This is a genomic window from Phenylobacterium sp., assembly GCF_037189685.1.
Lineage (GTDB): Bacteria > Pseudomonadota > Alphaproteobacteria > Caulobacterales > Caulobacteraceae > Phenylobacterium.
Genome location: NZ_JBBCIT010000018.1, coordinates 1 through 24,844, shown reverse-complemented (window position 1 = coordinate 24,844; position 24,844 = coordinate 1). Strand labels below are relative to the sequence as shown.

The window sequence follows — 24,844 nt, the reverse complement described above, 5'->3', positions numbered from 1 at the left end:
CAAACCGCCCGCCATGGCCTAACCCCGTCGCGGCAGCTTCTCGCGCACGCTGGCCGGCAGCTTGCTCGGATCGATCGGGAGGCCGTTGGTCAGCAAGCTCTGCATGTGCCCCATCTGGTGCAGGGAGAAGGCGGCGCTCATGGCGGCGCGCCGGCCCATGGCGTCCTGCGCCTGGTTCATCGCCTCCTTCACCAGCCGGGCGGTGAAGGGGTTGGTGGCGGCGATCTTGCGGGCGACCCCCAGGGTGAAGTCCGGCAGCTCGGCGCGCGGGACCACGTGGTTGACCATGCCGACCGCCAGGGCGGTCTCGGCGTCCATCCAGTCGCCGGTGAGCAGCCATTCCTTGGCCTTGCGGACGTTCATCACCATCGGGTGGTGGAAGAACTCGACGCCGGGGATCGCCATGTCGGCGGCGGTGTTGTCCCGGAACCGCGCGTCGTCCGAACAGATGATCAGGTCGCAGGCCCAGGCCAGCATGAGGCCGCCGGCGATGCAGGCGCCCTGGACCTCGGCGATCGTCGGTTTCGGAGCGTTGCGCCAGCGCTCGGTGATGTCGAGATAGATTTCCCGTTCCCGCGCATAGCTCCCCGCCCATCCCGGCCCGTCGAACTCGCCCCAAAGGCTGCGGCCCTCGCGCGGATCGGGCTGGCCGCGACCGCCCAGATCGTGCCCCCCGTTGAAGTGCTTGCCGGCGCCGGCCAGGATGATGACGTGGACCTCGGGGTCGCGGCAGGCGCGCTGGAACGCGCGATCGAGCTCATAGGTCATCGCCACGCCCTGGGCGTTGGCGCGGTCGGGGCGGTTCATGAGGATCCGCGCGACGCCGGGTTCGGGTCGCTCGTAGGCGATCTCCACGAACGGGGCCTCGGGGTTGGCGATCTTGGTCATCAGACTCTCCAATATTGCGGGGCGCGCGCGCGAACGCGGCCTACGACGTTGTGGCGTGATGCGACGCCGCCCGGCGGCAAGGCCGGCCATCGACAGCGTGCGCTTCGCATGGCCGACACGCACGCTCGTTTCCACACGGGGCCGGCGCGCGCTAGGCCCTCGCGCCGGGGCGCGCCCGAAGGTCGACCACCTGGTCCGGCATGTGATCGGCGGTCTGAAGCAGGGTGAGCCGCGCCTCGCGCAGCGCGCCGCGGCGCGCCTTGCCGGCGTCGTCACGCAGGTCTTCCGTCGTCCACTCGAAGGATTCCGGAACCTTGTAGCGAGACAGCCGCGCCAGCAGGAACGACTGCAGCGCCGCGGCGTGCGGCGTCACCCCGTGCCGCCACTGCACGATCGCATGCACCCGTTGGCCGAGGTCTTCGTCGGGCAGCCCGACGACGATGGACGAGGCCACGTCCGGATGCTCATCGAGCGTGCTTTCGACCTCGGCGGGATAGATGTTGGCGCCGCCGCGCAGGATCAGGTCGGAGCGGCGATCGGCCAGGTACAGGAAGCCATCCTCGTCCAGCCAGCCGATGTCACCCAGGCTCTCCCAGCCGTCGCTGCGGCGTTTCGAGTCCGCGCCCAGGTAGTGGTAGGTCCTTCCGGCGCCCTCCCGCGGCAGGAAGAAGATCTCGCCGACCTGACGGGGCGCGCAGGGCTCGCCGTCGGCGTTCAGGACCCGGACCTGGCAGCCTCCGGCCGCGCGGCCGACCGACCCCTTGTGCTGGAGCCACTCGTCGCCCCGGATGATCGTGGAGCCCAGCCGCTCGGTGCCGCCGTAGAGTTCCCAGATCGTCTCGGCGCCCAGCCAGTCGATCCAGGCCTCCTTCAGCCACACCGGCATGGCCGAGGCCATGTGATAGACCGTCTGAAGGCTGGAGACGTCGTAGCGGCTGCGCACGTCCTCGGGCAGCCGCCAGATGCGCGCCATCATCGTCGGCACGAAGTTCACCCACTGGACGCGATGCGCATCGATGAGGGCCAGGGCCTGCTCCGGATCGAAGCGATCCATGTTCACGACCGTTGCGCCGACGAACATCGCCTCGTGCGAGAAGAGGAAGGGGGCGTTGTGATAGAGCGGCCCGGGATTGAGGACCACGCCGCCGGCCGGTTGGCCGAGCGTGGGCGCGTCGACGTCGAACACCGCGCGCCGATGGTCGACGATGACCTTGGGACGCCCCGTCGACCCGCCGCTGGTGATCGCCTTCCACTGTGCGGAAACCACCTCTTCCAGCGGCTGGCCCGACAGCCCCGCCGTATCGACGCCGCGCGGAAGCCGGCGCAGCCCGGCCGGCGCGCCCTCGCTGTCCCCGTCGCCGATGAACAGCGCCGGCCGCGCCGCCTCCAGCATGGCGCCCAGTTCCCGGGCCGGCAGCTTCGGAGAGATCGGGTTCGGCGTAGCGCCGAGCTTCCAGAGTGCGAAGGTCGTCTCGAAGAATTCCAGCCCGTTCGGCAGGTTGAAGGTCACCAGATCGCCAGGGCCGATCCCCTGGGCCTGGATAAGGCGCGCGCGCCGGTTGGCCGCGACTTCCAGCTGCGCCCAGCTCACCACCTGGTCGCCGTCGATCAGGCCTGCCGCGTCCGGTCCGAAGACGGCCGCGTTATGGCGCAGGATGGCGTTCATCGGGACGAGGTTCACGCGCCCCCCTCAATTCCAGGCCGCGGCGCACGCGCTGTCGCCGCACCCGTTCAATCGCTGGCTCAAGGCCCACGCTCCGTCTCATCAAGGGGTCAAACGTCATGCAGCTGCGCACCGCGCGCGTCCGCCATCCAAGCCTCACCGGACGGCGCGCAAGCCTTGCGGCCCGCGCGCCGGTTTTTGCGACGACAGCGTCAGAAGCGTGCGCGGGCTCCGACGACCATGTATCGCCCGACGATGTCGTAGTAGGGCGAAAACGCCGACGAGATGGGCGGATCCTTGTCGAAGAGATTGTTGACGTTCGCGAAGACCTCGACCTCCCTGTCCTCAAGAACATCGAATTTGTACGACGCGCCAAGGTCGAAATACATGTACGCGGGAATGCGATTGTTCTGAATGGCGAGCGTCACGTTCGACGTGCCCGCCGAGATGAAGCGACTGCGCAGGCTCAGACGAAGGCGCTCGTCGTCATATGTGATCGCCGAATTGACCACGACCTTCGGCACGCCAGCCGAGCCGATCGTGCCCTGGGATCCCAGGAAGTCGATCGTGGTGATGCCGTTGTTGCTCTCGTACTTGCTGGCCCACGTTCCGGTGCTTCGCAGCGAAAGCCGCCCGCCGTTCGACAGCGGGATGCTGTAGTTCAGCGAGAGATCGACACCGCTGGTGCTCAGACGCGTGAAATTCAGCAGCGTCGCGGACGTGGTGGCGATCAGGCCGTCCGGGCCGCGCACTATCTGAGAACAGAGGGACTGAACGCCCTGCGAGCATAGGGTGATCAGCGTCTGCGCGGCGATGGTGGAGATCGCGTTGTCGATCTCGATGTCAAAGTAGTCGGCCGACACCGTCAGCCTCGGAATCTGCGGCGGCGACAGCGTGACGCCGGCGGTCGTCGTCTTCGACGTCTCGGGTCGCAGGTTCGGGTTGCCGCCGGTCATGGCCCGGACCTGGTAGGCCGTCCCGGTCTGCGGATCGCTGATCTGGGTCAGGTTGAGCACCTGGCCGGAGAACAGCTCCACGAGATTGGGCGAACGAATGTCGCGCGAGCGCGTGAACCGCACCTGCACGCCCTCGGTCACCTTGTTGGTGAAACCGAGCTTCCAGGACCAGATCGAACCCAGGCGGTCGTCCGTGATCCGCGCGGCGCCGTTGAACTGCAGCATCTCCAGGCCCGGGACATCCCGGACGAGCGGGACGAGAACCTCGCCGAAACCTTCCCTGGTGCTGTTCTTGCCGGCGATCGGCGCAAAGTTGGAGAAGGCGAAGGCGTTCGCGAGATCCAGCGCGCCCACGCGCTGGCGTAGCTCCTCGCGCCGAGCCTCGGCGCCCAGGGCGACGGAGACGGGCCCCGCCCAGGTCTCGAAGGGCTCGCCCCGGACGGTGAAGCCGCCCGTGTCGAGGTCGGCCTGAAGACGCAGTTGGCCTGTCCCCAGCACGTAGGCGCGCGCGGCATCGGACGGCGCCCCCTCGCCGAAGAGATTGATCGGCACGCAGGTCGTCGTCGGGTCGGTCAGCGCGACGCGGCAGATAGGCTGGCCCGTCGTGGGGCTGACGACGGAGTCCACGGCATCGGTGAAGTTGGCCCGTATGCGCAGGTTGCCGAGGTCGTTGCGCTCATTGAACTGCCCGTGGCTGTAGTACGCGTTCCAGCGCCACGTCTCGCCCACCTTGCCCTCGAGCGCGAGGGTCCCCTGGGTGGTCTTGCGGCTGTAGTCGTTCTCGATGAAGGCGTAGTCGCGGTTGGCGCGCCCCATCGTGAACGCGGTTTCGCCAGCAGCGACCATCTGGGCCCGGATGGCCGCCGGCAGGAAGGCGTTGTCGATGGAGATCCGGATGTCGCCGCGGTTGGGGTCGAGCAGGAACCCGAAGTCGTCGTGGACGCGCGAATGCAGAAGGTCGGCGGTCAGCTTCAGGTCGTCATTGAGATCATAGGTGACGCGACCCATGACGCTGTATCGCGTGTAGGGCGCCGAGAAATAGCTGAAGTCATCGTTGGACGGGCCTTCACCACCGATGGACGTGACGCCCGACACGCGGCCGAGATCGAACGCGCGCAGCGTTCCGTCCGGATTGAACGTCCGGCCGGCGTTGACCCCCGTCAGGATGAGCCCGCCCAGGCTCGCGTTGGCGAAGCCCACGTCGGGCGCGAAGATCAGCGGCTGCTGGCCGTTGGTCGCGGTGAAGGCCGGGTTGGGGACGACCGCCCATCGGCCCACGTTTTTGCGCGATGTCTTCGGCCGCCCGCCGTCGTTGTCGACGTACTCGCCGCCGACGATGAGATGTCCCTTGCCGTCGGCGAAGCGCCAGCCGCCAACGGCCTCGAACTGCTTCTCCTCGACGTCGTCGCGGCTGGAGATGCCGTAGCGGCCACCGATCCGGATCCCCTCGAGCTGGTTGTCGATGATGACGTTGACGACGCCGGCGACCGCGTTCGAACCCCACGCGGCGGACGCGCTTCCGGTCACCACATCGACGCGATCCACCATGACGCCGGGAATGACCGACAGATCGATCCCGGCGGCGCCGTTCGAATAGCCGCCCGCCAGTCGGCGTCCGTCGACGAGCACAAGGCTGCGGGCGTTCCCGAGGCCACGGAGATCGACGCTGAAGCTGCCCGCGGCGAAGGAGCCGCCGGTGATCTGCGGCGACCAGCTCGCCTTGAACTGCGGCCTGTCCATGAGGCTCGCGATGAAGTTCGCGCGCGCGCCTTCACGGAGCGCCTCCTTGTCGAGCACCGTCAGCGGCGTCGGAACATCTGCGCGGTTGAGGCGAGAGGCCGTTACGACGACTTCGTCGAGCCCGACGGCGACGGGCGCTTCGGCCTCGCCTTGAAACCTGCCGGCGCCGAGGGTGATGACGTCCCCCTGCCGCGACACGATCACGAGACCGGTGTCGGCCAGCAGTTGGTCGAGGGCCGCCTGCTCACTGAGGGTCCCGGCAACCGGCCGGGTCCGCTTTCCCGCCACAGCCTCGTAAGGAAACAGGATCCGAAGGCCCGACTGGGTCGCAAAGCGGTTGAGCGCTTCCGCGGCCGGCTGGGCCGGGATGTCGTACGTATGCGTCTGGCTCTGCGCCAAGGCGGCGCCGCCCAAGCAGGCGATGGCCGACCCCGCCAGGAGCGCCCCGCGAAGTTGGCGAAACACCGCAGTCGAACGAGCATTCATTGTGGAACCCCCTCTAAGCCAATCTTGGCTCTTCGGAGAGTCAGACGGTCAGAGCGTCGTCACCCCCTGCTTCCTTCGTCAAAATCGTTCACGGGCGGAAACCCAGATTGTGCCTTCAAGCTCGCTTCACCCATCCGACCAGCGCGTCAGCGACAGAGATCGCTCAGCTCGAGCGGCAGACAAAGCCTACCGGCGAGCGCGCACCCTGAAGGCCGCGTCGTCCAGCACCACCAGCTACTCGTCGATCACGCGTGGCGGCTTCCGGCGGCAGATCCTGCTCGTCGTGCACGCACTGCTGGCGGTTGGCGTCGGCCGCGATCAGGCTGACGTCGACGGCGAAGCCCGCGCCGCCCTCACGCCCCTCGCGTTGTCGCGGCAAGGCCGGGCGCGCTGAGGCTCAGGCGACGAGCGGCGTCCGCCACTCGGGGTCCGAACTCCGCGATGACCGCATCGGTCGCGCGTTCGCCGGGCATGGACACGGCCAGCGCCGCCACGGGCGCTCCATCAGCGCCCCGAATGGCCGCGGCGATCGCATGGGCGTCGAGGACGTTTCCACCCTGTGTCAGGGCGTAGCCGCGCTCCCGCGCCGCCGCCAGTTCCTGGCGGAGCAGACCGGCGTCGGTGACGGTCGCCCTGGTGAACGACGTCAGCGGCCGATCGAGGTAGGCGTCCAGCGCCTCGGGCGACATGGCGGCGAGGATCGCCTGTCCCGAGGCGGTGGCATGGAGCGCGGTGCGCTCGCCGTAGGCGAAGAAGTGCCGGACGGGCTTGATGCCGTCCAGCCGCTCCAGGAAGAAGATCGACCGCTTGTAGAGATAGGTCAGGTAGACGGTTTCCTCGGTCGCCCGCCGCAGTTCCTCCATCACGGGGATGGCGAGGTTCCGCAGATTGGCCTGATCCTGCGTGAGGCGGCTGCCCGTCACGACGGCGCGGGCCGAAAGGCTCCAGGCGGCATGCTTCGGGTCCAGCATCTCGACCCAGCCGGCCTTCTCCAGGGCCCGCAGGGTCCGTTGGGCCGTCGACTTGGGCACGTCCGCGAGCCGCGCGAGTTCAGCCACGCCCGCGGGCTGGTTGAGGCTGAGCAGCTCGATGAGTTGCAGGGCGAGTTCGACGGGACGCAACTAGTTCTCCGAACGGTCCGGGGGGCGCCGCGCTGCCATAGCCTGCGGAGCAGACGGCGTCACCCGGCCTGCACCGGGCCTTTTGCGGCGGCTCGCACTACAGTCGCCTCAGCGGCGGCAGGCGATAGGCGCCGGTCAACAGGCCGTCGGATGGCCCGTAGATCCGCATGACAAGGCTGAACGGACGCCCGGCCGGAGCCGGCAGCCAGTTCGATCGCCGTTCCGGCGCCGGCGGCGTCTCCGAGATCCAGATCTCGAGCGACCCGTCGGCGCCCGTCTTCAGGCCCCGCGTGCGATCGCCGATGGCGTAGCGGTCGATGGGATTGGCGGCGAAGAAGAAGCGGCCGTCGGCCATCGCCTCGTACATGGTCAGCGACCAGAAGGCCTGGTTCGGCGGTGCGCCGCCGGGTGGAAAGCGCAGATGGTATCCGCTCGCCGGCGGCAGCACGACCTTGCCGTCGGGGCCCAGCGCCCGGAGATACATAGCCTCGGCGACCGGCAGCATGCCAAGGCCGCTGATCGCAATCTGCGCACGATAGACGTAGTCCGTCTCGAACTGGCCCGCGTTGCTCTTGGGATAGAGCCAGCCGTCTGCGGCGAGGCCATGCCGGCGGGCGTTCTCGACCTGCGCCCTTGCCGCGTCCACGCCCCGCTCGATCGCGGCCCGTTCTCCCGCGCCGAACCGGTCCGGATCGAACCGCTGACCCGGGCCGAGGCCCAGGGGCGCGATCCGGCGGAGCAGCCCGAGGTCGCGCATGGGAGGCGGGTTCTCCGCCAGGAGTTGCTGGGCCGAAGCGAAGTAGGCGTCCCATGGCGCGTCGCGCGTCGCCGGCCGGGACGGCCTGGCCGCCGCATGGCGGGTCAGGCGGATCCGGTCCTGCAGTGCGCGCACGTTGGGCAGGTCGTCCGCGTCGCCGACGAGGATGCGGACCAGCAGCCAGCACCATCGTGTCGAAGAACGGACCGCGCCCGGCGCGGCCGCCGCGTCCGGGCCGACGATCGTGACATCTGCGCCGCCGGGTCCCAGCGTGCGCGAGCCCAGGACCGCGAAGTTTGTCGCGTACATGTCCATCAGGGCTGCGGAGTAGTAGCGCCCGCCCATGGGCGGGATGTGGAGGCGCACCGGCCCCGCGGCCAGGTCGATCCAGGCGCGGGAGTAGAGCGTGTCGTTGTTCGGGGTCGTGACGCGCTGGGTGGCGATCGTGGTCAGGTCGCGGTTGTGGAACAGCTGGCCCGGCTCGAGGGTCTCCAGCGCGCCGCTCCGGGCCCTCGCGTTCTCGATGAGCGGAACACTCCAGATCCAGGCCGCCTCGGCGGCCCGGGCCAGGTCATCGTGCGCCGCGCGCGCCGGCCGTCCGACCATCGACGCGGCGGCGGCCAGCCCCAGTCCCATGACGTCCCTCCGCCCCAGCATGCCGAATTCCCTTTCCTCACTCATTCAACCTGACGGCGGCCGCCGTCAGGGCCCCGCGTCGGGCGTGCAGCGGAAGCTCGTGGCCGAGCGGGCGTCGCCGCCGACGTAGCGTGGCCACGTCCCGATCTCGCAGAGCGGGCGTGCCCGACCAGCGTGCCCTGCCGCGCGGTCGCGGGCCACCGGCGTGTCCGGCGCGCGACCGCGCTCGGACCACGCCTCCAGGGCCGTCAGCGGGTCCCACACCGGGATGAAGTCGCCGTCGCCATGGCCAAACCCCGGGACGAGATAGAAGCGTGCGAAGCGCCGCACACGGTCGCCGCCCATCCGGGCGGTCAGGCCTGCGTGGTACGCCTCGGTCGCGCGGTGGCTGACCTTCGGATCGGCCAGGCCATGCCAGAGGATCAGCTTGCCGCCGCGGCGCGCGAAGGCCGACAGGTCGGTCTCGCCCGCATCGAGCAGGGCCGCCACGGCGCGGATGCGCGGCGCGAGCGGGCCCGGATCGACCGGGTCGACGGCCAGGGCGTCGAACGACGGATCGCGCACGATCGCGTGGCGCAGGTACTCGCCGTACCAGTGCGCGAAGCCCATCCTGCGACGGGCGTAGAGCGCCGGATCGTCGCCCGCGTCCTCCGCGCCGATCCGCATCCCCTGCAGGACGGGATGGCCCGGGTAGCCGGCGCCCCGGCCCAGGTAGGGCAGCGCCGCCGGCGCGTCGTAGGCGCGCAGCCACGCCATCTGCGGTCCGGTCAGGCAGGGCTCCGCGCGCTGTCCGGGTGTGGCGCAGGCAAACGTCTCCAGCGGCACACGGCACGCCGCGACGTTGGAGATCAGGCCGTCGGCCAGCCCGTCCAGCGGGTCGCACCGTCCCATGATCGCGTCGAACAGCCACTGGCGGGTCGCCGGCGGCGTCGTGGCGCCGGGCGCCACGACCCGGCGCGCCACCGCCCCGAACTGCATGGCGGTCCCGGTGAAGTCCCACATCGGATAGGCGACGATCGCGCCGTCGAAGTCCTGGGGCCACCGCTGGATCACGCGGAAGGCCTCACGCCCACCGTTGGAGGCGCCCGCGAAGTAGGTGCGGCGGGGCGGCGCGCCGTAGCGGCGCTCGATCAGCGCGGCCGCGGCGTCGCGGGTCTTCTTCAGCGCATCGCCGCCGTAGTTCGCCAGCGCCTCGTCGTTGGCCAGGAAGGCTCCGTCCTGCCCGCCCCCCGGCGTCTGCTGATGACCGGAGTCGCTGCCGAACGTGGCGTACCCCCGCGAGAGGGGCGAGGCCACGTCCGGCGCCGGCTGACGCATGATGTCGCCGGACACATCCGGGATGACGCCGTTGAACCCGCCGCCGCCGATCATCAGCGCCTTGCCGTTCCACGCGACCGGCAAGGCGAGCTCGAAGCGGATGTCCGGGGCCTGGGTGTCGATCGGCCGGATGGCGCCCGCGACCTTGCAGTGCGCGGGCGCCGTACGGACCGGTTCCGCGCTCACGACCTGCACGCCCCGCGTGGGCAAGCCCAGGCGCGCCGCCGGCAGCGCAAGCCCCCTGAGCGCCGTGCAGCGCGCGTCGTCCGCATCGTGGTCGACGCGCGGCGCGGCGAAGGCCCCGTTCCCAGCCATGAGGCCCGCCCACAGCGCCGCCGCCAGCACGCCTCGCGAAATGGACAGCACGCCTACCATCTGTAGCGCAGCTGGACGCCCCAGGTCCGCGGCACGTTGAATCGCCGCACCGAACTGACGGCGCTGGGGGTCTCGAAGACGAGATAGCTCTCGTTGAACAGGTTGTCCGAGTAGGCGACGATCTCGTACCCGTCCCAATTGACCCCGACGCGGCCGTTCACCAGCACGAAGTCCTGCAGGTCGGGAACCTGCGCCACCTCCTGCACGCCGCCCTGGCGGGCCGAGCCCTGCAGGTTGATGAAGCCGGCGACGCCGCCGGAGAGCTCGCGGCGATAGTTGATGTTGAACGTCTCCGTGTAGTCGGGCTGTTGGGGCTGGCGGATGCCCTTCAGCCGCCCGCCCGTCACGCGGCCGCCCTGACGCGCCACCCCGGCGGTCACGGTCAGGACGCCGCCGGCAAGCTCGGTCCGCGCCGTCGCCTCGACCTCGATCCCCCAGAGGCGAGCGGGTCCGGCGTTGAACGCGAAGACGGTCTGCTGGACCGGACACACGGCCAGGCCGAGACGGCAGCCGTTGTCGGACTGGATGACCAGGTTGTCGTAGTGGTTGGAATAGGCCGCCGCCGTAAGGAAGACGTTGGGCGACAGGTTGCCCTTGAAGCCAACCTCGTAGGCCGTGACCGTCTCGTTGTCGAAGCTGGCCGGGACAGGGATCGGCTGGCGCGGGTCGCCCAGGTTCCCGTTGAAGCCGCCGGCGCGATAGGCCGAGCCGATCTTGGCGTAGATCAGCATGTCCGGGACCGGCTTGTACCCCAGCGTGGCCGTATACGAGACGTTGCCCTGACTGCGCTCGGCCGTGTTGTTCAAGGCGGCGATCGTGATCGGGGCGTTCGTGCCCAGGTCGAACCGCCGGGTCAGGAAGTCCGCCTGGTCGCGCGTATACCGGAGATCACCCGAGACGATCAGCTTCTCGGTGAGATCGTACGAGAGCGCGCCGTAGAGCGCCCAGGACTCGAACCGGAACAGGCCCCGATCGATCCGGCCCGCCGACGGATTGGCGGCGGTCGGCGTCCGCGACAGCGGGATCGACGTCGTGTCGTTGAGCAGGAAGTATTCGACCCCGCCTACCCATTTCAACGACGCGACCCCGCCCAGTTCTTCGCCACCGACATGCACGTCCTGATAGACGATCCGGGCGTGGTGGATCTGGTTGCCGTGAACGTTCACGTCCGTGGCGCGCGCCGTGGCGACCGCCCCAGACGCGACGAGGCCGCGCGCGATGGCGGACTCGATGAACTCGCGCGACAGCGCGTCGCCGTCGTAGATGTTCTGACCGTGGCGGTCGCGCAGCATGGTCGTCGAAGCGACCTCCGCCCAGCCGAAGTCGTACCGGGCGGTGAGCTCGAAGCTGTTCACGCGCTGCTTGCCCGCCGCCGTCTCGTTCCACGCGGGGTTGTAGCGGTCGGTGAAGATGCCCTGCGGATAGGTCGCGCTCGGAAGAAGGACGAGCTGGTAGGTCACGCCGGCCGAGCGCTCGATCTGGCGCTCCAGCAAGGCGTTCACCTCCAGCGCGCCGTTCGTGTAGTTCACCTGGGCGCGCAGGAACTCCCGGTAGGCTTCGTCGCCATACTCGTCGATCGCCGGGAAATAGTAGAAGCCCTTCGGCTGATCCATCCAGAGAGCGCCCAGCCGGACGGCCCAGTTGTCGTTGACCGGCAGGTTGACGATCCCCTCCAGTTCCACCCGGTCGTGCCGGCCGTAGCTCGCCGCGAGGCTGCCCTCGAACTCGCGCGTCGGTCGCGCGGAGACCACGTTGATCGAGCCGCCGGACGCGTTCCGGCCATTGAGGCCGCCCTGCACGCCGCGCAGGACCTCGACATGGTCGAGGTCGAAGAGATCGATGCTGGTGAACGTGCGCCCGCCGACGAGGCCACCGCCGATATAGGCGCCGTTGCGGTAGAGGCCGACGCCGGCTTCCGCATTGGTGGCGCGCGACGTCCCGGAACCGCGCACCGACACCTCCGAGGTCATGGGATTTGCGGTGTTGGCGAAATTGACGCCGGGAACGTTGGCGAGCAACACCTGCGCGGAGGGAATGCCCCCCATGCTGCGGATCTGGTCGCCCCCCAGCACGGTGGCCGCGGTGGGAATGTCGCGGAGGCGCTCTGTGCGCTTACGCGCCGTGACCACCAGTTCCTCGATCTGGCTCGCCGTCGGGCTGTCGCCCGCCTGGGCGTACACGACCTGGGGCGACGCCAGGCCGAGGCCGATGGCCAGCGCCAGAGGCGACACGCGCCCCAGCGCACGGTGCGCGCTCCTCCGAACCTGCAGATCGGCTCGACCTTCCTGAAGCTTCATTTTTCTCCCCCTTCTTGTCTTGAGTTCTGTTTCCGATGTCCCGGCCTAGCCGGGCGTGAGGACGACCTTTCCGAAGTGCTGGTTGGCGGCCATCCGCGCGAAGGCCTCGGCGAAGGCCTCGAGCGGGTAGACACGGTCGACGGGCAGCCGCAGCCGGCCCTCCCGGAGCGCAGGCCAGAACGCCTGGGTGGTGAGCTCGTTGATCCGCTCGACCTCGGCGCCGCTGCGGGTGCGGAAGGTGACCCCCACGTAGGTGATGCGGCGCAGCGCATGCAGGTCGAAGTCGAACTCGGCGCGCTGACCCGCAAGCCGGCCCACGTTGACGATCCGCCCCCCGATGCGCGTCGCCTTCAGGTTCGACGTCATGACGGCTCCGGCGACCTGGTCGATCAGCAGATCGACGCCCTGGCCGTCCGTTGCGTCCAACACCCGGCCCACCCAGTCGGACGCGCGGCTGTCGATGGCCAGGTCGGCGCCGAATTCCGCGAGGCGCTCCCGCCGGGCCGGCGAGGTCGACGTGCCGATGACGCGCCCTGCGCCCAGCAGCCTGGCCACCTGCAGACCCATCAGCCCCACGCCGGAGCTTGCGCCCTGGATGAGGATCGACTGCCCCGCCTCCAGTCGGCCATGGGTGGCGATCGCATCGTGCATCGTCTGGAGCCCGACCGGCAGACCCGCCGCCTCCTCATAGGCAAGGCCGTCAGGCGCCGGATAGATTCGCCGGCCGTGCCCGAGCGCGTACTCGGCGAAGGCGCCGCCCCCCGCCGCCATCACCCGGTCGCCGGGCCGCCAGCGGGTCACCCCTTCGCCGACCTCGACGACGTCCCCCGCCCATTCCAGCCCGAGCGGGGCGCCCATGCCGCCAGCGGCCCCGTGGCGACCGCCGGCGAGCATCGCGAGGTCCGCCCGGTTGAGCGCACTGGCCCGCACACGGACCAGCACCTCGTCCGGGCCCGGCGACGGGATGGGCGCCCGGGTCAGGACCGGGCCATCGGAGCCCGAGACGATGACGCGCATCTCACGCCCCATGAGTCGATCTCGCGCTGTCGGGACCGCCCGCGGCCTCCGCCTGCAGGCCGTAGATTCCCTTCAGGGCCACCTTTGGGTCGGCCGGCATGCCTTCTCCCTATCGGCTCATTTGTGCCGTATAACGGCACGTCGTGCCGTATTTAGGGTACATGTGCCACGCTTTTTCGGACGCGTCGAGCACCGGGCGTCCGCCCCGCGCCGTTTCAAGTCATGGTTGTCGGATGGGTTTTTGCGCGCAATGCACTGCGCGTCGGCTAAAGGTCGCCCTGATCGGCGGCTCCCAGCCCGCCCAGGCCCAGGCCAAGCCGCCGGGCGGCGTCGGCGACGAGAGGGCCGAACCTCGCGACGGTCTCCGGCAGCGCGCGGTCACGGGGCATCGAGACGGATAGCGCCGCGATGGGGTGACCTTGCGGGCCGATGATCGGGGCGCCGATCGCGTGGAGGTCGGCGACGTTGCCGCCGAGCGTGACCGAATAGCCCCGCGCCCGCGTCTCGGCCAGATCCCGGCGGATCAGTTCCGGATCGGTCACCGTGGTCGGCGTCAGGGCCGCCAGCGGCCGATCAAAGTAGCTGTCGAGCGCCGCGTCCGTCATCGCCGAGAGGATCGCCTTGCCAGAGGCCGTCGCGTGCAACGCACTGCGCGCGCCGTACGGGAAGAAGTAGCGTGCGGGCTTCAGGCCATCAAGCCGCTCCAGCAGGAACGTCGAGCGGCGGAACCGGTAGGAGAGGTGCACCGTCTCCTCGGTTGCGCGGCGGAGTTCCTCCATCACCGGGACAGCCAGGTTCCGGAGCCGGGCCTGCTCGTAGGTCGGCCGGCTGGACGCCACGACCGCGCGGACCGTGAGGCTCCAGACCGAGCGTCGCGGATCGGTCATCTCGGCCCAGCCGGACTTTTCGAGGACACGCAGCGCGCGCTGGGCGGTCGACTTGGGCAGATCGGCAAGGCGCGCCAGATCACTCACGCCGACCGGCTGATGCTGACTCAGGAGCTCCAGAAGCTGCAGGGCGATCTCGACGGGACGGATCGGAACCTCCTGCTCACCCTGCCTTGCCGCGATCGATATTTTCCTCGGAATCCGAAGGGGTCGCAACCTCCGGCCCGCCGCGACTTGGGCGACCAGGATGCGCCATGTGTCGACAGCGGCACGCGTGGAACGCCTCCTTCTCGCCGACCCCGGGTGAGGAAGAGCGAGGCGGCCAATCGCACGGCGCCGATCAGCCGGTCGACCAGGCCGACAAGCTCAGCCCCGCCCCCCCGGGCGAGAACGAAACGCCGCCTCACCGCCACCGCCCGGCGAAGGCGGCGCGGGCCCGGCTGCGGATGGTCGGGCGCCTCTGCGGGCCGCCGGAGGGGAGCCCGCCATTCGGTCCGTCGGCTGGCTGAATCGTGCAACCGAATAAGCGTTTTACATTGTTCTTCTTTTGTTCCAGAAATACGTCATGCAGACGGCCTTTGATTTCGGAGCGGCCAGCGCCCTGCTCAAGGTTCGTGACCGGCTTCGCGATCACTTCGGACCGCTGGCTCTTCCGCCGCAGCGAACGCCGATGGCGCAGCTGGTAAAGTCGTTGATCAGCAACAAGACCTACGATCGCGTCTCCCTCGCTGCCTATGGCAGGTTGGAGGCGGCGTACGAAGGCTGGCCTGCGATGGCGGCCGCCCCGGCGAGCGAACTCGAGACTCACATCGCACAGGTCCGGTTCGCCGACCGCAAGGCGGCTCACCTGGCGGCGACTCTCGGGATCGTGGCGCGCGAACGGCCTGACTTCGATCTCGTGTTTCTCGGGGCATGGCCGGCCGATGCGGCTTTCGGCTGGCTCGAGCGACTGCCCGGCGTCGGCCGCAAGGTTGCAGCGTCCACCTTGAATTTCAGCACGCTTCAGCGGCCGGCTTTCGTCATCGACAGCCACGTCCAGCGCGTGCTTCAGAGGCTGGGTTTCGTAGGACGGTAGGCGGACGCCGTTCGCATGTACGACACGGTCATGAACGCCGCCGGCGCCTGGCCTTCCATTGAGCTGAGAGAGCTCCATGTCTGGATGAAGCGCCTCGGCCAGACGATTTGCCGGCCCGGCGCGCCGGCTTGCCCGGCGTGCCCACTTCGGTCGTGCTGTTGCGGAGCCCTCGTCCGGCCTGCCGGCTCCGTCCGGGATCGTACAAGCCTGTGGGCCGCGCCCACGACAGCTAGCCGTCCGCCGGCTCCGGCGACACCGGCAGCAACGCGCTGAGCTTCAAGGCGTCGGCCACGGCCGCGCCGGAGGCGGTATTGTCGAAGATGCACCAGCTATCCGAGCTCTCGTCCCGGCGTAGCATCGCCCGCGCCAGAGCCCGCAACACGGCATCTTCATAGGCGGAATAGTACATGCGCGGCGAGCCGTGCAGTCGCCAGTAGCTGGTCGCCGCCCAGCCCCCGGGCCGGGCGGCCTCCGGGTGGGGCGCCGGATCGGCGGCGACGCGGCCGACATGGTTGGCCTGCAGGAGTTCGTCCGCCGCGACGCCGAACCATGTCGGGTGCCGCGGCTCGCAGACGACGGCGCCGGAAAAGCGCGTCCGAAGAGCAGCGAAAAAGTCGGTGGCCACGGCTGGATCGAAGGCGAGGCTGGGCGGCAACTGGACCAGGATCGGCCCCAGCTTCGCGCCCAGGCCGGCCGCTTCGGACAGGAACCGGGCCATCAGTGGATCGCAGCCGGCCAGCTTCGCATGGTGGGTGACCGCGCGCGGGACCTTCACGGAGAAACGGAAGTGCGGCGGGGTGTTCCGCGCCCACCGCTCATAGGTCTCGCGCCTGTGCGGGCGATAGAAGCTGGTGTTGATTTCCACGGCGTTGAAGCGCGCGGCGTAGCGCTCGAGGCCTGCGCCTTCCGCCGGAAATTCGCCGGCGACGGCACGAGGGATCGACCAGCCTGCCGTTCCCAGTCTTCGTCCGCCCATGCGCGATCCTCGCCTTGCCGCCCGGAAGTCCAGGCCGAACGGCGCACGGCCCGAATGGCTCCGCGGGAGGCGGGTCGGATATCGGCGAGGCCCTTGTCAGGATGACTGCGCCCTCGACCATTCATTTCCCCCGAACAGTTGGGGAAATTTCCGTTCGTCGTGACGGCGCGCAGGCTCGCATCTCGGGCGGTACGCATGGCGCGCCCGGCGTCCGCAGACCACGCGTCGACCGCCCTCGCGAGGCGCTGAGCGGCGTACGTGTCTCCAGCCGTCCTTCGACCGGCCACACATGACCTAAGGTCAACTATCTTTGATCGACCCTGTTCCCGCGAAAGTTGTGATGTGGTTCAGTGTCGACGCGGGGCCGGAGAGTCCGGAGGTTGAGTTGGGCGCGGCAGGGTGGATGTCGGGCGCTGTCGCGGGCCGGGGGGCGGTGAGCCTCCCGCGGACCGGGGGCGCACGGCGGCAGGACATACTGGACGGCGCCCGCATCCTGGTGGTCGAGGACGAATTCCTCGTGGCCGCCTTGCTGGAGGACGTGTTGCGCAGCTTCGGCTGCGACGTGGTCGGGCCGGCTGCGACGGTGGAGGAAGCCCTGGCGCTGCTCGACACCCAGGAGATCGACGCCGCCGTCCTGGATGTGAACATCGCGGGCACGCCCGTCTTTCCGGTGGCCGACGCCCTGACCGAGCGCGACCTGCCTCTGGTGTTCGCCACGGCCTATGGCGCGGCCGGCGTGGCCCAGCGGCATAGCGGCCGCGCGGTGCTGGACAAACCCTATCACGCCCGCGCCCTGGAGCACGCGCTGCGCTCGGCGCTGCAGACCCGCCGGCGGCCCTGACCGCTGAGATCCGCAGGCCGGATCAGGACCGGGTTCGCCGCTTTGCGGGCAGGCGAATGTGTGCGAAGCCCTGGCGGCACCCTCGGGCTCACGGTGCGCGAAAGCGGGCGATGAAACAGTTCCTGATCACCATGGCGGGCGTGTTCGCGGGCCTGGTCGTCTTCCTGATCGGCGTGCCGGTCGTGCTGGTCGGAATGGCCCTGGCGGCCGCTGCGCCCCAACCCGTGCCGTCGAACACGGTGCTGGAGCTCGACCTGCGCGGTGCGCTCTCGGACCAGTCTCCGAACAACCCGCTGTGGGGGCTCGGCCGCAACTCGACCTCGGTGATGGCGATCATCGAGACCCTCCGCCGCGCCGAGCGCGACGAACGCATCAAGGGCCTCCTCGTCCGCTTGCCGGAACGGGGGCTGGAGCCGGGAATGGCCGACGAGATCCGCCAGGGGTTCTCGCGCTTCCGCGCCGCGGGCAAGCCGGTCTACGCCCACAGCCAGGGCGTCTACCCCGCGGGTGTGGTGACCACGACCTACATGCTGGGCGCCGCCGCCGACGAGTTCTGGATGCAGCCGGGCGCCTCGCTCCAGGTCACGGGGGTCGCGACCGAAGACCTGTTCCTGCGCCGGTTCTTCGACAAGTACGGCGTCGTCCCGCAGTACGAGCAGCGGCAGGAATACAAGAACGCCGTCAACGGCTTCCTCTTCTCGGACTACACCGCCCCCCATCGCGAGGCGACGGTCTCGTGGCTGTCGTCCGTCTACGAGTCGAACCTCGCCGCCGCCGCCGCGGATCGGAAGGCCGAACCCGTGGCCCTGCGCGCGGCCCTGGAGGCGGGGCCTCACGGCGCCGAGGAGGCCCTGGCCCTGAAGCTCATCGACAAGGTGGGCCAGGTGCGCGAGGCGGAGGAGGCCCTCCTGACCAAGGCGGGCGCCGGCGCCAAGACGGTGGACTTCGACGACTACGTCGACGCCCGGCCGGACCCCGACCGCGGGCTGACCGACGCCATCGCCCTGATCGAGGCCGAGGGGCCCATCGTGACCGGCGAAGACCGTGGGGCGAATCCTTTCACGCGCGGCTCGGCGATCTACTCCGACGATCTGGCGAAGGCGATCCTGCGCGCCGCCCGGTCCGACAAGATCAAGGCCATCGTACTGCGTGTGAACTCGCCCGGCGGCTCGGACACGGCCTCGGAACAGATCCTCGACGCGGTGCGATTCGCGAAGGCCAAGGGCAAGCCCGTGGTGGTCTCGATGAGCACCTATGGGGCGTCGGGCGGCTACTGGATCGCCTCGGAGGCCTCGGCCATCGTCGCCCAGCCCACGACGCTCACCGGCTCGATTGGCGTCTACGGCGGCAAGTTCGCCCTGGGCCCGGCCCTCGCACGCCATGGCGTCGACGTGCGCCAGATCGGCGTGGGCGGCGACTACGCCGGGGCGTTCGGCATGGGCCAACCCTTCACCAACGCCCAGCGCGAGGCGTTCGGCGGCTGGATGGACCGCATCTACGCCAACTTCCTGGGTCGCGTGGCCGCCGGGCGCAAGCTGCCGCCCGAGCAGGTGGCCGAAATCGCCAAGGGCCGTGTGTGGACCGGCGCGCAGGCCAAGGGCGTCGGCCTGGTGGACGAGGTGGGCGGCTTCTACCAGGCGGTGGCGCGCGCCAAGACCCTGGCCAGGATCGAGGGCGAGATCCCCTTGCGGCGCATGACGCCTTCGACCGGCGCCTTCGACACACTGCGCAAGGCGCTGGGCGTGTCGGGGAATTCCGCCCGCACCCTGATGGCGGCGGCCTGGGTGTTCGGCGACCCCCGCGCCCAGGCGGTCATCGACGAGGTGGCGACCGCCCGGCTGCGTGGCGAAGGCCAGGGCATGGTGCTGGCGCCGACCCCGTTCCGCTGACGGCCGGGGGGCGGGAAGCCTTCAGCGCGCCCCATCCTGCAGGCTGGGAAGAAGGGCGGCGGGTCTCCCCGCCGCCCTTCCCTCGGGACCTCGAAAGGCGTGAGCGTCCGCTCCGTCCTCAGAAGTCGGCCGTGAAGCCGATGAACAGCCGCCGGCCCAACAGGTCGTAGACCGGATAGGTGTTCGGCAGACCCGTCTCGGCGATGGTGTTGCGCACCAGCGGCGGATCCTGGTCGAACAGGTTGTTCACGCCCGCGCGAAGGCTGAAGTTCTCGCGAACGTGCCACACGCCCGACAGGTCCACGTAGCTGCGGGCGGGCAGGCGCGGGTTGAACAGTTCGGGCGTGGTGTTGGAGCCGATCGTGGGCTCGCCCGAGTCACGCTCGAACTTCACGCCGCCGATGTAGCGCCAGGCCAGGGAAACGGTGGCGTCCCACGGCGTGGTCCAGTTGAGGCGCAGGTTGTGCTTCCAGCGCGGGTTCAGCGTCTGGCAGGTGGGCCCGAACAGGCCGGCGCAATCGTACTCGGGATCGCCCGGCAGCGGCACCGTCGTGTTCTTGAGCAGGTAGCTGCCGGCGAAGCTGAGCGACAGGCCGCCCCAGTTGTCGACGCCCCAGTCCTCGAGCGGCAGGGCGTAGCTGGCCTGGAAGTCGAGGCCCTCCACCTTGCCGGCGCCGATGTTGACGTTCGAGCCGTCGATGTAGCCCCCGCCGACCACGCTTGTGCCGAACAGGGTGCCGTTGGGCGCGCGGCTGATGAGGCTGCAGAACGCCGGATCGCCCGTGGTCAGGCATTTGTCCATCGTGATGCCGAGCGGGACCGAGCCGATCGAGCCGTCGAGCTTGACGCGGTAGTAGTCGACGCTGGCCACGAAGCGCGGCAGGAACCCGGGCGTCAGGGTGAAGCCCACCGACACGGTCTTGGCCTTCTCGGGGTCGAGGACCGGATTGCCGCCGGTGAGGACGGCGCATTGACCCGAAGGGCACTGCACGATCGTGTTGGTGGTCCCGCCGTTGCCGTACTGGGCGGCGGTGACGCCGGTCCGCAGGCACTGTTCCAGACTCGCCGTGGCCGCCGCGCCGCCGTTGGGGGCGCAAGGGTCGACGCCGAGTTGGCTGGTGTTGGTCACCGAGCGGGGCGTGTAGAGTTCAAGAATGCTCGGCGCCCGGATGGCGCGCTGGAAAGACCCGCGGAAACGGAGGTCGGACGTCGGCGCCCATTGCAGTCCGACCTTGTAGGTGTCGGCCGACACGCTGGTGGAATAGTCGGAATAGCGATAGCCGCCTTCCAGGATCAGTTCCCGCGCGAAGGCCATGTCCTCGACCAGGGGGACGCGGATTTCCCCGAAGCCCTCGGTCACCGAGATGCTGTTGTCGATCGGGGTCGAGGCGCCCCCGGCGCCCGAAAGGTCGCCGCTGAGCTGGGCCACGTCCGGGGCGTATTCGAGGTGATCCCGGCGGTTTTGCACCCCGAAGGCCACGCCCACGCCGCTGGTCGCCCAGGGCGATCTCACTCCATAGTCGCCCAGGTCGCCGTTGATGACGGCTTCCATGATCCGCTGGGTGGTGACGCCGCGCGAGGTCCCGGTCACGTCCAGGTACGCCAGGGCCGCGTCGGTGACGCCGCCGTCCTGGAAGATGTTGTAGGGCACGCAGGAGCCGCCGGAGATGCACTCCGGACCGTTCGCCCCCTGCTGCACCAGCAGGGCCTCCTGGATTCGCGCGATGGAGAGGTAGTTCTCCGAGGCCTGGTACAGGCTGGTGTAGTAGTACGACCCGTAGACGTCGAACTTCCACGAATCGACGATGCTGCCGCGGGCGCCGCCCACGATGCGGTAGTTCTGGTGCTGGTAGTAAGAGTTGCGCCCGCCGCCCTCGATGTTCCGGCGCCCGATGTAGAGGTCCTTTGCGGCGCCCGCAGCGATCTCGTCGGCCGTACAGCCGATGGCGCCCCGCTGCTGCCCGCTCAGGAACGGGTTGTCACAGTTGACCAGGAAACCGCCCGTGTCGGTCGCGCCGCTGCCCTGGAACAAGCCGGTGGGGGCGATCTGGACGTTCGACCGGCTGTCCATGAAGTTGAAGTCAGAATACAGCTCGACCTTGTCGCTCACCTCGTAGTACGCGAAGAATCCCGCAGTGTAGCGGGTGTTCTGCTGCATCAGGTATGAGTAGTCGTTCGAGTTGAACCGCGGGACCGGCGTGGTCGAAGCATTCGGATCGTACGGGACGAACGCATCGCCCAGCACGGCGAAGTCGTCTCCCGTGCCGTCCGCCAGGTAGAAGATGTTGGAGTTGCTCGAACCCGCGCACCCAGCGATGCCGGCGGCGGTCGTGTTGACCTGACAGGCCGAGTAGTCGCGCTTGCCCTGGGTGACCGGGTCCTGGTCATGATAGGTGAAGAAGGCCGTCACGTTGCCGCGGCGGTCCGGGCTGTTCAAGCCGAAGACCAGGCTCAGGTCGCGCGACTTGCCGTCCCACGCCCGCTTCGGGACGTTGATCGCGGGCGCGTTCGAGCGCAGCAGGCCCTGGACGAACTCGTTGTGCTGGTTGTGCTGGTAGACGCCCCACTGCGCGTCGATCTGGACGCCCTCGTAGTTGCGCTTCATCACGAAGTTCACGACCCCCGCGACGGCGTCGGAGCCGTAGGTCGACGAGGCGCCCCCGGTCAGGACCTCGATGCGCTCGATGAGCTGCGAGGGGATCTGGTTGATGTCGGGCGACGCGTTGGGATTGCCCGTATTGGGGTCGCCCACGCCGAGGCGGCGGCCATCCATCAGGACCAGGGTGCGTTGCTGACCCAGGCCCCGCAGGTCGACCGTCGCCACGCCGCCGGGTCCGGACAGCGGGTTCGAGGTGCTTGAAAGGCCGGTCTGGCTGTTCTGTGTGACCTGAGGCAGCTGGTTCAGGACATCCGCGGTGTCGGGACGTCCGCCCAGCAGCACCTCTTCGGCGCCGACCACCTGCACAGGACTGACGCTCGTCAGGTTGGGGGTCGGAATGCGCGACCCCGTGACGATGAGTTCGGAGACTTCCGCAGCGCCCGTGTCCTGGGCCGCAACGGGCGTGGCGAGGCCCAGCATGGCCGCGCCACAGATCATCGAAGACGCCAGAAGGCGCTCCCGCATGAGCTTGGTTTTCACGATCTTACCTCCAGCGGCTCTGCCGGTCGGCGGCCGCGTCCCACAAGGAAAACAAGGTCCCGGGGGATACGTCCCTCGGTTGTCTTCGAGTTACGGATCGTATGCGAAGACGGTCAACGACCATTCCTCTGGTCGAATATTTATGTCGACAATATGTATCTTTAAGGACACATATTACTGTATAGCTTGTTTATTTGGCACATATTTTCCAAGCTTAACCATTATAAGGAATATGTACCCTCCCGAAGGAGTGAGGCTAGAATGCACACCTATGGTAGAGCTTGATCCTTTGAGGTGGGTCATGAAACCCGGTCTTCGAGTTCTGGCCCTTGGCGCAGCGGGCCTTGTGGCGGCGTCGGCGAATCCTGTTCGAGCACAGGCCGAGCCAGCCCGCGCCGGCGCTGTGCAACGCCTCGTCGACTGCCAGAAGATCCCGGACGATACGGCGCGCCTGGGTTGCTACGATCAGGCGGTCCGCGCGCTCGACCAGGCCGAGGCCGGAGGCGAGGTGGTGGTGATCGACCGCGACCAGGCGCGCCACGTCCGGCGTCAGGCCTTCGGCTTCTCACTCCCCGCCATGACGCTCTTCGAGCGGGGCGAGGCGCGGGAGGAGCTGGAGAGCGTCACGGGCCGGATCGCCTCGGCCCGCCAGGATTCGACCGGTCGGTGGGTGCTGCGGCTGGAGGACGGCGCCGTGTGGGCGCAGGCCGACACCGCGATGGGGATGCTGGCCCCGAAGCCGGGAATGGAGGTGCGCGTGCGCCGCGCCTCCCTGGGCAGTTTCCTTCTCAGCGTCGAGGGCCGCCGCGCCTACCGCGCAAGGCGTGTGGAGTAGGGTCTCAGGCTGTCAGCGGTCCTTCGGGTCGATGGCGTCGCGCAGGCCGTCGCCGACGAAGTTGAAGCACATCAGGGTCGCCACCATCGCCAGTGACGGGAAGATCAGCAGCCAGGGCGCCAACTCCATGTCTTGCGCCCCGCCGGCGATCAGGGTGCCCAGCGACGCCATCGGCGGCTGGACGCCCAGGCCCAGGAAGCTGAGGAAGCTTTCGGCCAGGATCACGGCCGGGATCGTCAGGGTGACGTAGACCACCACCGGCCCCAGCAGGTTCGGGACGATGTGGCGCAGGATGATCCCGCCCCGCCCCAGGCCCGCCGCGCGGGCCGCCTCGACGAACTCCTTGTTCTTCAGCGTCAGGGTCTGGCCGCGGACGATCCGGCTCATAGTCAGCCACTCGACCGCCCCGATCGCCACGAAGATCAGCACGATGTTCGAGCCGAAGGTGACCGTCAGCAGGATCACGAAGAAGATGAAGGGCAGCGAGTAGAGCACGTCGACGACGCGCATCATGATCTCGTCCAGCGCCCCGCCGACATAGCCGGCGACCGCGCCCCAGGTGATGCCGATGACCAGCGACACCAGCGTCGCCACCAGCCCGATGGCCAGCGAAACCCTAAGCCCCATACGCAGTCTGGCCAGCAGATCGCGGCCCAGGGAGTCGGCGCCCAGCAGGTGGCCGGCGGTCAGCGGCGGGGCCCAGACGTCATCCTTGTTGATCTGGTCGTAGCTGAACGGGACCAGGTGCGGCCCGACGAGGGCGACCAGCACCAGGACGGCCAGCACCACCATGCCGCTGACCGCCGCCCAGTTGCGGAACAGGCGGCGAAGCGCGTCGTCCCACAGGCTGCGGCCTTTGACAGCCTTTTCCATGACTTGCGCGCCGGCGCGCGAACCGGGAGCCAGGATCACGACAGCCTCACGCGGGGATCAAGCGCCGCATAGAGCAGGTCGGCGATCAGGTTCAGGACGAGGATCAGGGCGGCGTAGAAAATCACCATGCCCATGACCACGGTGTAGTCGCGCTGGAGCGCCGAAATGACGAAAAACTTGCCCAGTCCCGGCAGGTTAAAGATCTTTTCCACCACCAAGCTGCCGGTAAGCAGGCCCGCGCAGGCCGGGCCGAGATAGCTGACCAGCGGCAGGATCGCCGCGCGCAGGGCGTGTTTTCCGACAATCCTGTGTTCCGGCAAGCCCTTAGCGCGGGCGGTGCGGATGTAGTTCGAACGCAGCACCTCGATCATGCCGGCCCGCGTCAGGCGCGAGATGATCGCGATCTGCGGCAGGGCCAGCACGGCTACCGGCAATATCAGGTTTGCGAGCGCCCCGCCGTTCCAACCCCCAGAAGGCAGAAGCTGCAATTTCGATCCGAATATCAGCACGAGCAGCGGCGCCGTGACGAAAGTCGGGATACAGACCCCGATGATGGCCACCGCCATCACCCCGTAGTCGACGAGCTTGTTCTGGCGCAGGGCGGCCAGCACCCCCAGGGTCACTCCGACCACGCTGGCCAGGAGGATCGCCGCCAGGCCGAGGATCAGGCTGACCTTGTAGTTCTCCTGCAGGATCTGCAGGACGGACTTGTCCTTGTACTTCAGCGACGGGCCGAAATCGCCGTGGGTCACGTCGCGGAGATAGTTGAAGTACTGCTCGTGCAGCGGCTTATCCATGCCGTACTTGGCCATGACGTTCCGCTCGATCTCGGGCGAGAGCTTGCGGTCCATGTCGAATGGGCTGCCAGGGGCGGCGCGCATCATGAAGAATGCGACGGTCACCACCAGGAACAGGGTCGGGATGGCCACCAGCAGTCGGCGGCCGATGAAGCGGAACATCAGGGGCTCAAGGTGACGGCCGATCGTCGGCCGGGCGTTGCGAAACTTTCACCGGCCCCCGATGATGTCAAACGATCGCCCCTCCCCTCCTAGCGGTATTGCAGATGACTGACTTTC

The 24,844-nt window shown here is 68.8% G+C and carries 17 protein-coding genes; 4 read left to right on the top strand and 13 right to left on the bottom strand.

The features are described from left to right. Window positions 1-18 precede the first annotated feature (18 nt). From WG212_RS12835 to WG212_RS12795, 9 genes are all read right to left on the bottom strand, one after another. Window positions 19-888: an enoyl-CoA hydratase gene (locus WG212_RS12835; RefSeq protein WP_337187495.1), complete on the bottom strand. Its 870-nt coding sequence runs from the start codon at window positions 886-888 to the stop codon at window positions 19-21. 151 nt (window positions 889-1,039) lie between these two features. Continuing rightward, window positions 1,040-2,569, bottom strand: coding sequence for an AMP-binding protein (locus tag WG212_RS12830; protein WP_337187494.1), 1,530 nt, complete (start codon window positions 2,567-2,569; stop codon window positions 1,040-1,042). 194 nt (window positions 2,570-2,763) lie between these two features. Then, complete coding sequence (locus tag WG212_RS12825) at window positions 2,764-5,712, bottom strand: TonB-dependent receptor (protein ID WP_337187493.1); 2,949 nt, start codon at window positions 5,710-5,712, stop codon at window positions 2,764-2,766. 374 nt (window positions 5,713-6,086) lie between these two features. Beyond that, window positions 6,087-6,854, bottom strand: a complete 768-nt coding sequence (locus WG212_RS12820) for an IclR family transcriptional regulator (RefSeq protein WP_337187492.1) — start codon at window positions 6,852-6,854, stop codon at window positions 6,087-6,089. Window positions 6,855-6,951: 97 nt separating this feature from the next. Continuing rightward, window positions 6,952-8,268 carry a DUF1254 domain-containing protein gene (locus tag WG212_RS12815; protein ID WP_337187491.1) on the bottom strand — a complete coding sequence of 439 codons (1,317 nt, stop codon included), beginning with the start codon at window positions 8,266-8,268 and terminating at the stop codon, window positions 6,952-6,954. A gap of 45 nt (window positions 8,269-8,313) precedes the next feature. Continuing rightward, window positions 8,314-9,930, bottom strand: coding sequence for a tannase/feruloyl esterase family alpha/beta hydrolase (locus WG212_RS12810; RefSeq protein WP_337187490.1), 1,617 nt, complete (start codon window positions 9,928-9,930; stop codon window positions 8,314-8,316). Window positions 9,931-9,932: 2 nt separating this feature from the next. Continuing rightward, window positions 9,933-12,236 (bottom strand): TonB-dependent receptor, encoded by a 2,304-nt coding sequence (locus WG212_RS12805; protein WP_337187489.1) that lies wholly within the window; start codon window positions 12,234-12,236, stop codon window positions 9,933-9,935. A 45-nt stretch (window positions 12,237-12,281) separates the two neighbouring features. Further along, a complete protein-coding gene (locus WG212_RS12800; RefSeq protein WP_337187488.1) occupies window positions 12,282-13,253 on the bottom strand; it encodes a zinc-binding dehydrogenase in 972 nt (323 codons plus the stop codon). A gap of 266 nt (window positions 13,254-13,519) precedes the next feature. Further along, a complete protein-coding gene (locus tag WG212_RS12795; protein ID WP_337187487.1) occupies window positions 13,520-14,356 on the bottom strand; it encodes an IclR family transcriptional regulator in 837 nt (278 codons plus the stop codon). 349 nt (window positions 14,357-14,705) lie between these two features. Between WG212_RS12795 and WG212_RS12790 the strand changes: the two genes are divergently transcribed. Then, window positions 14,706-15,215: a hypothetical protein gene (locus tag WG212_RS12790; RefSeq protein WP_337187486.1), complete on the top strand. Its 510-nt coding sequence runs from the start codon at window positions 14,706-14,708 to the stop codon at window positions 15,213-15,215. Window positions 15,216-15,444: 229 nt separating this feature from the next. On the opposite strand, the gene WG212_RS12785 is transcribed toward WG212_RS12790, so the two are convergent. Beyond that, entirely contained in the window at window positions 15,445-16,191 is a 747-nt protein-coding gene (locus WG212_RS12785; protein ID WP_337187485.1) for a DUF72 domain-containing protein, read from the bottom strand. Between the two features lie 403 nt (window positions 16,192-16,594). Here WG212_RS12785 and WG212_RS12780 point away from each other — a divergent pair, with 403 nt between their 5' ends. Together WG212_RS12780 and sppA are read left to right on the top strand one after the other, a co-directional pair. Then, window positions 16,595-17,032, top strand: coding sequence for a response regulator (locus WG212_RS12780; protein WP_337187484.1), 438 nt, complete (start codon window positions 16,595-16,597; stop codon window positions 17,030-17,032). A gap of 110 nt (window positions 17,033-17,142) precedes the next feature. After that, a complete protein-coding gene (gene sppA, locus WG212_RS12775) occupies window positions 17,143-18,921 on the top strand; it encodes a signal peptide peptidase SppA (protein ID WP_337187483.1) in 1,779 nt (592 codons plus the stop codon). A 118-nt stretch (window positions 18,922-19,039) separates the two neighbouring features. Here the strand turns inward: sppA and WG212_RS12770 are convergent, their stop codons facing one another. Next, window positions 19,040-22,060, bottom strand: a complete 3,021-nt coding sequence (locus WG212_RS12770) for a TonB-dependent receptor (protein WP_337187482.1) — start codon at window positions 22,058-22,060, stop codon at window positions 19,040-19,042. 403 nt (window positions 22,061-22,463) lie between these two features. Here WG212_RS12770 and WG212_RS12765 point away from each other — a divergent pair, with 403 nt between their 5' ends. Next, window positions 22,464-22,895, top strand: coding sequence for a hypothetical protein (locus tag WG212_RS12765; protein ID WP_337187481.1), 432 nt, complete (start codon window positions 22,464-22,466; stop codon window positions 22,893-22,895). A gap of 12 nt (window positions 22,896-22,907) precedes the next feature. Here the strand turns inward: WG212_RS12765 and WG212_RS12760 are convergent, their stop codons facing one another. Then, window positions 22,908-23,768: an ABC transporter permease subunit gene (locus WG212_RS12760; protein WP_337187480.1), complete on the bottom strand. Its 861-nt coding sequence runs from the start codon at window positions 23,766-23,768 to the stop codon at window positions 22,908-22,910. A 35-nt stretch (window positions 23,769-23,803) separates the two neighbouring features. Next, complete coding sequence (oppB, locus tag WG212_RS12755; RefSeq protein WP_337187479.1) at window positions 23,804-24,727, bottom strand: oligopeptide ABC transporter permease OppB; 924 nt, start codon at window positions 24,725-24,727, stop codon at window positions 23,804-23,806. Window positions 24,728-24,844 lie beyond the last annotated feature (117 nt).

What these genes read in the sequence shown, in the direction of transcription:
- WG212_RS12835 (WP_337187495.1), bottom strand. Translation starts at nt 888, where the DNA reads ATGACCAAGATCGCCAACCCCGAGGCCCCGTTCGTGGAGATCGCCTAC.
- WG212_RS12815 (WP_337187491.1), bottom strand. Translation starts at nt 8,268, where the DNA reads ATGCTGGGGCGGAGGGACGTCATGGGACTGGGGCTGGCCGCCGCCGCG.
- WG212_RS12805 (WP_337187489.1), bottom strand. Translation starts at nt 12,236, where the DNA reads ATGAAGCTTCAGGAAGGTCGAGCCGATCTGCAGGTTCGGAGGAGCGCG.
- WG212_RS12800 (WP_337187488.1), bottom strand. Translation starts at nt 13,253, where the DNA reads ATGCGCGTCATCGTCTCGGGCTCCGATGGCCCGGTCCTGACCCGGGCG.
- WG212_RS12790 (WP_337187486.1), top strand. Translation starts at nt 14,706, where the DNA reads ATGCAGACGGCCTTTGATTTCGGAGCGGCCAGCGCCCTGCTCAAGGTT.
- WG212_RS12785 (WP_337187485.1), bottom strand. Translation starts at nt 16,191, where the DNA reads ATGGGCGGACGAAGACTGGGAACGGCAGGCTGGTCGATCCCTCGTGCC.
- WG212_RS12780 (WP_337187484.1), top strand. Translation starts at nt 16,595, where the DNA reads ATGTCGGGCGCTGTCGCGGGCCGGGGGGCGGTGAGCCTCCCGCGGACC.
- sppA (WP_337187483.1), top strand. Translation starts at nt 17,143, where the DNA reads ATGAAACAGTTCCTGATCACCATGGCGGGCGTGTTCGCGGGCCTGGTC.
- WG212_RS12760 (WP_337187480.1), bottom strand. Translation starts at nt 23,768, where the DNA reads ATGGAAAAGGCTGTCAAAGGCCGCAGCCTGTGGGACGACGCGCTTCGC.
- oppB (WP_337187479.1), bottom strand. Translation starts at nt 24,727, where the DNA reads ATGTTCCGCTTCATCGGCCGCCGACTGCTGGTGGCCATCCCGACCCTG.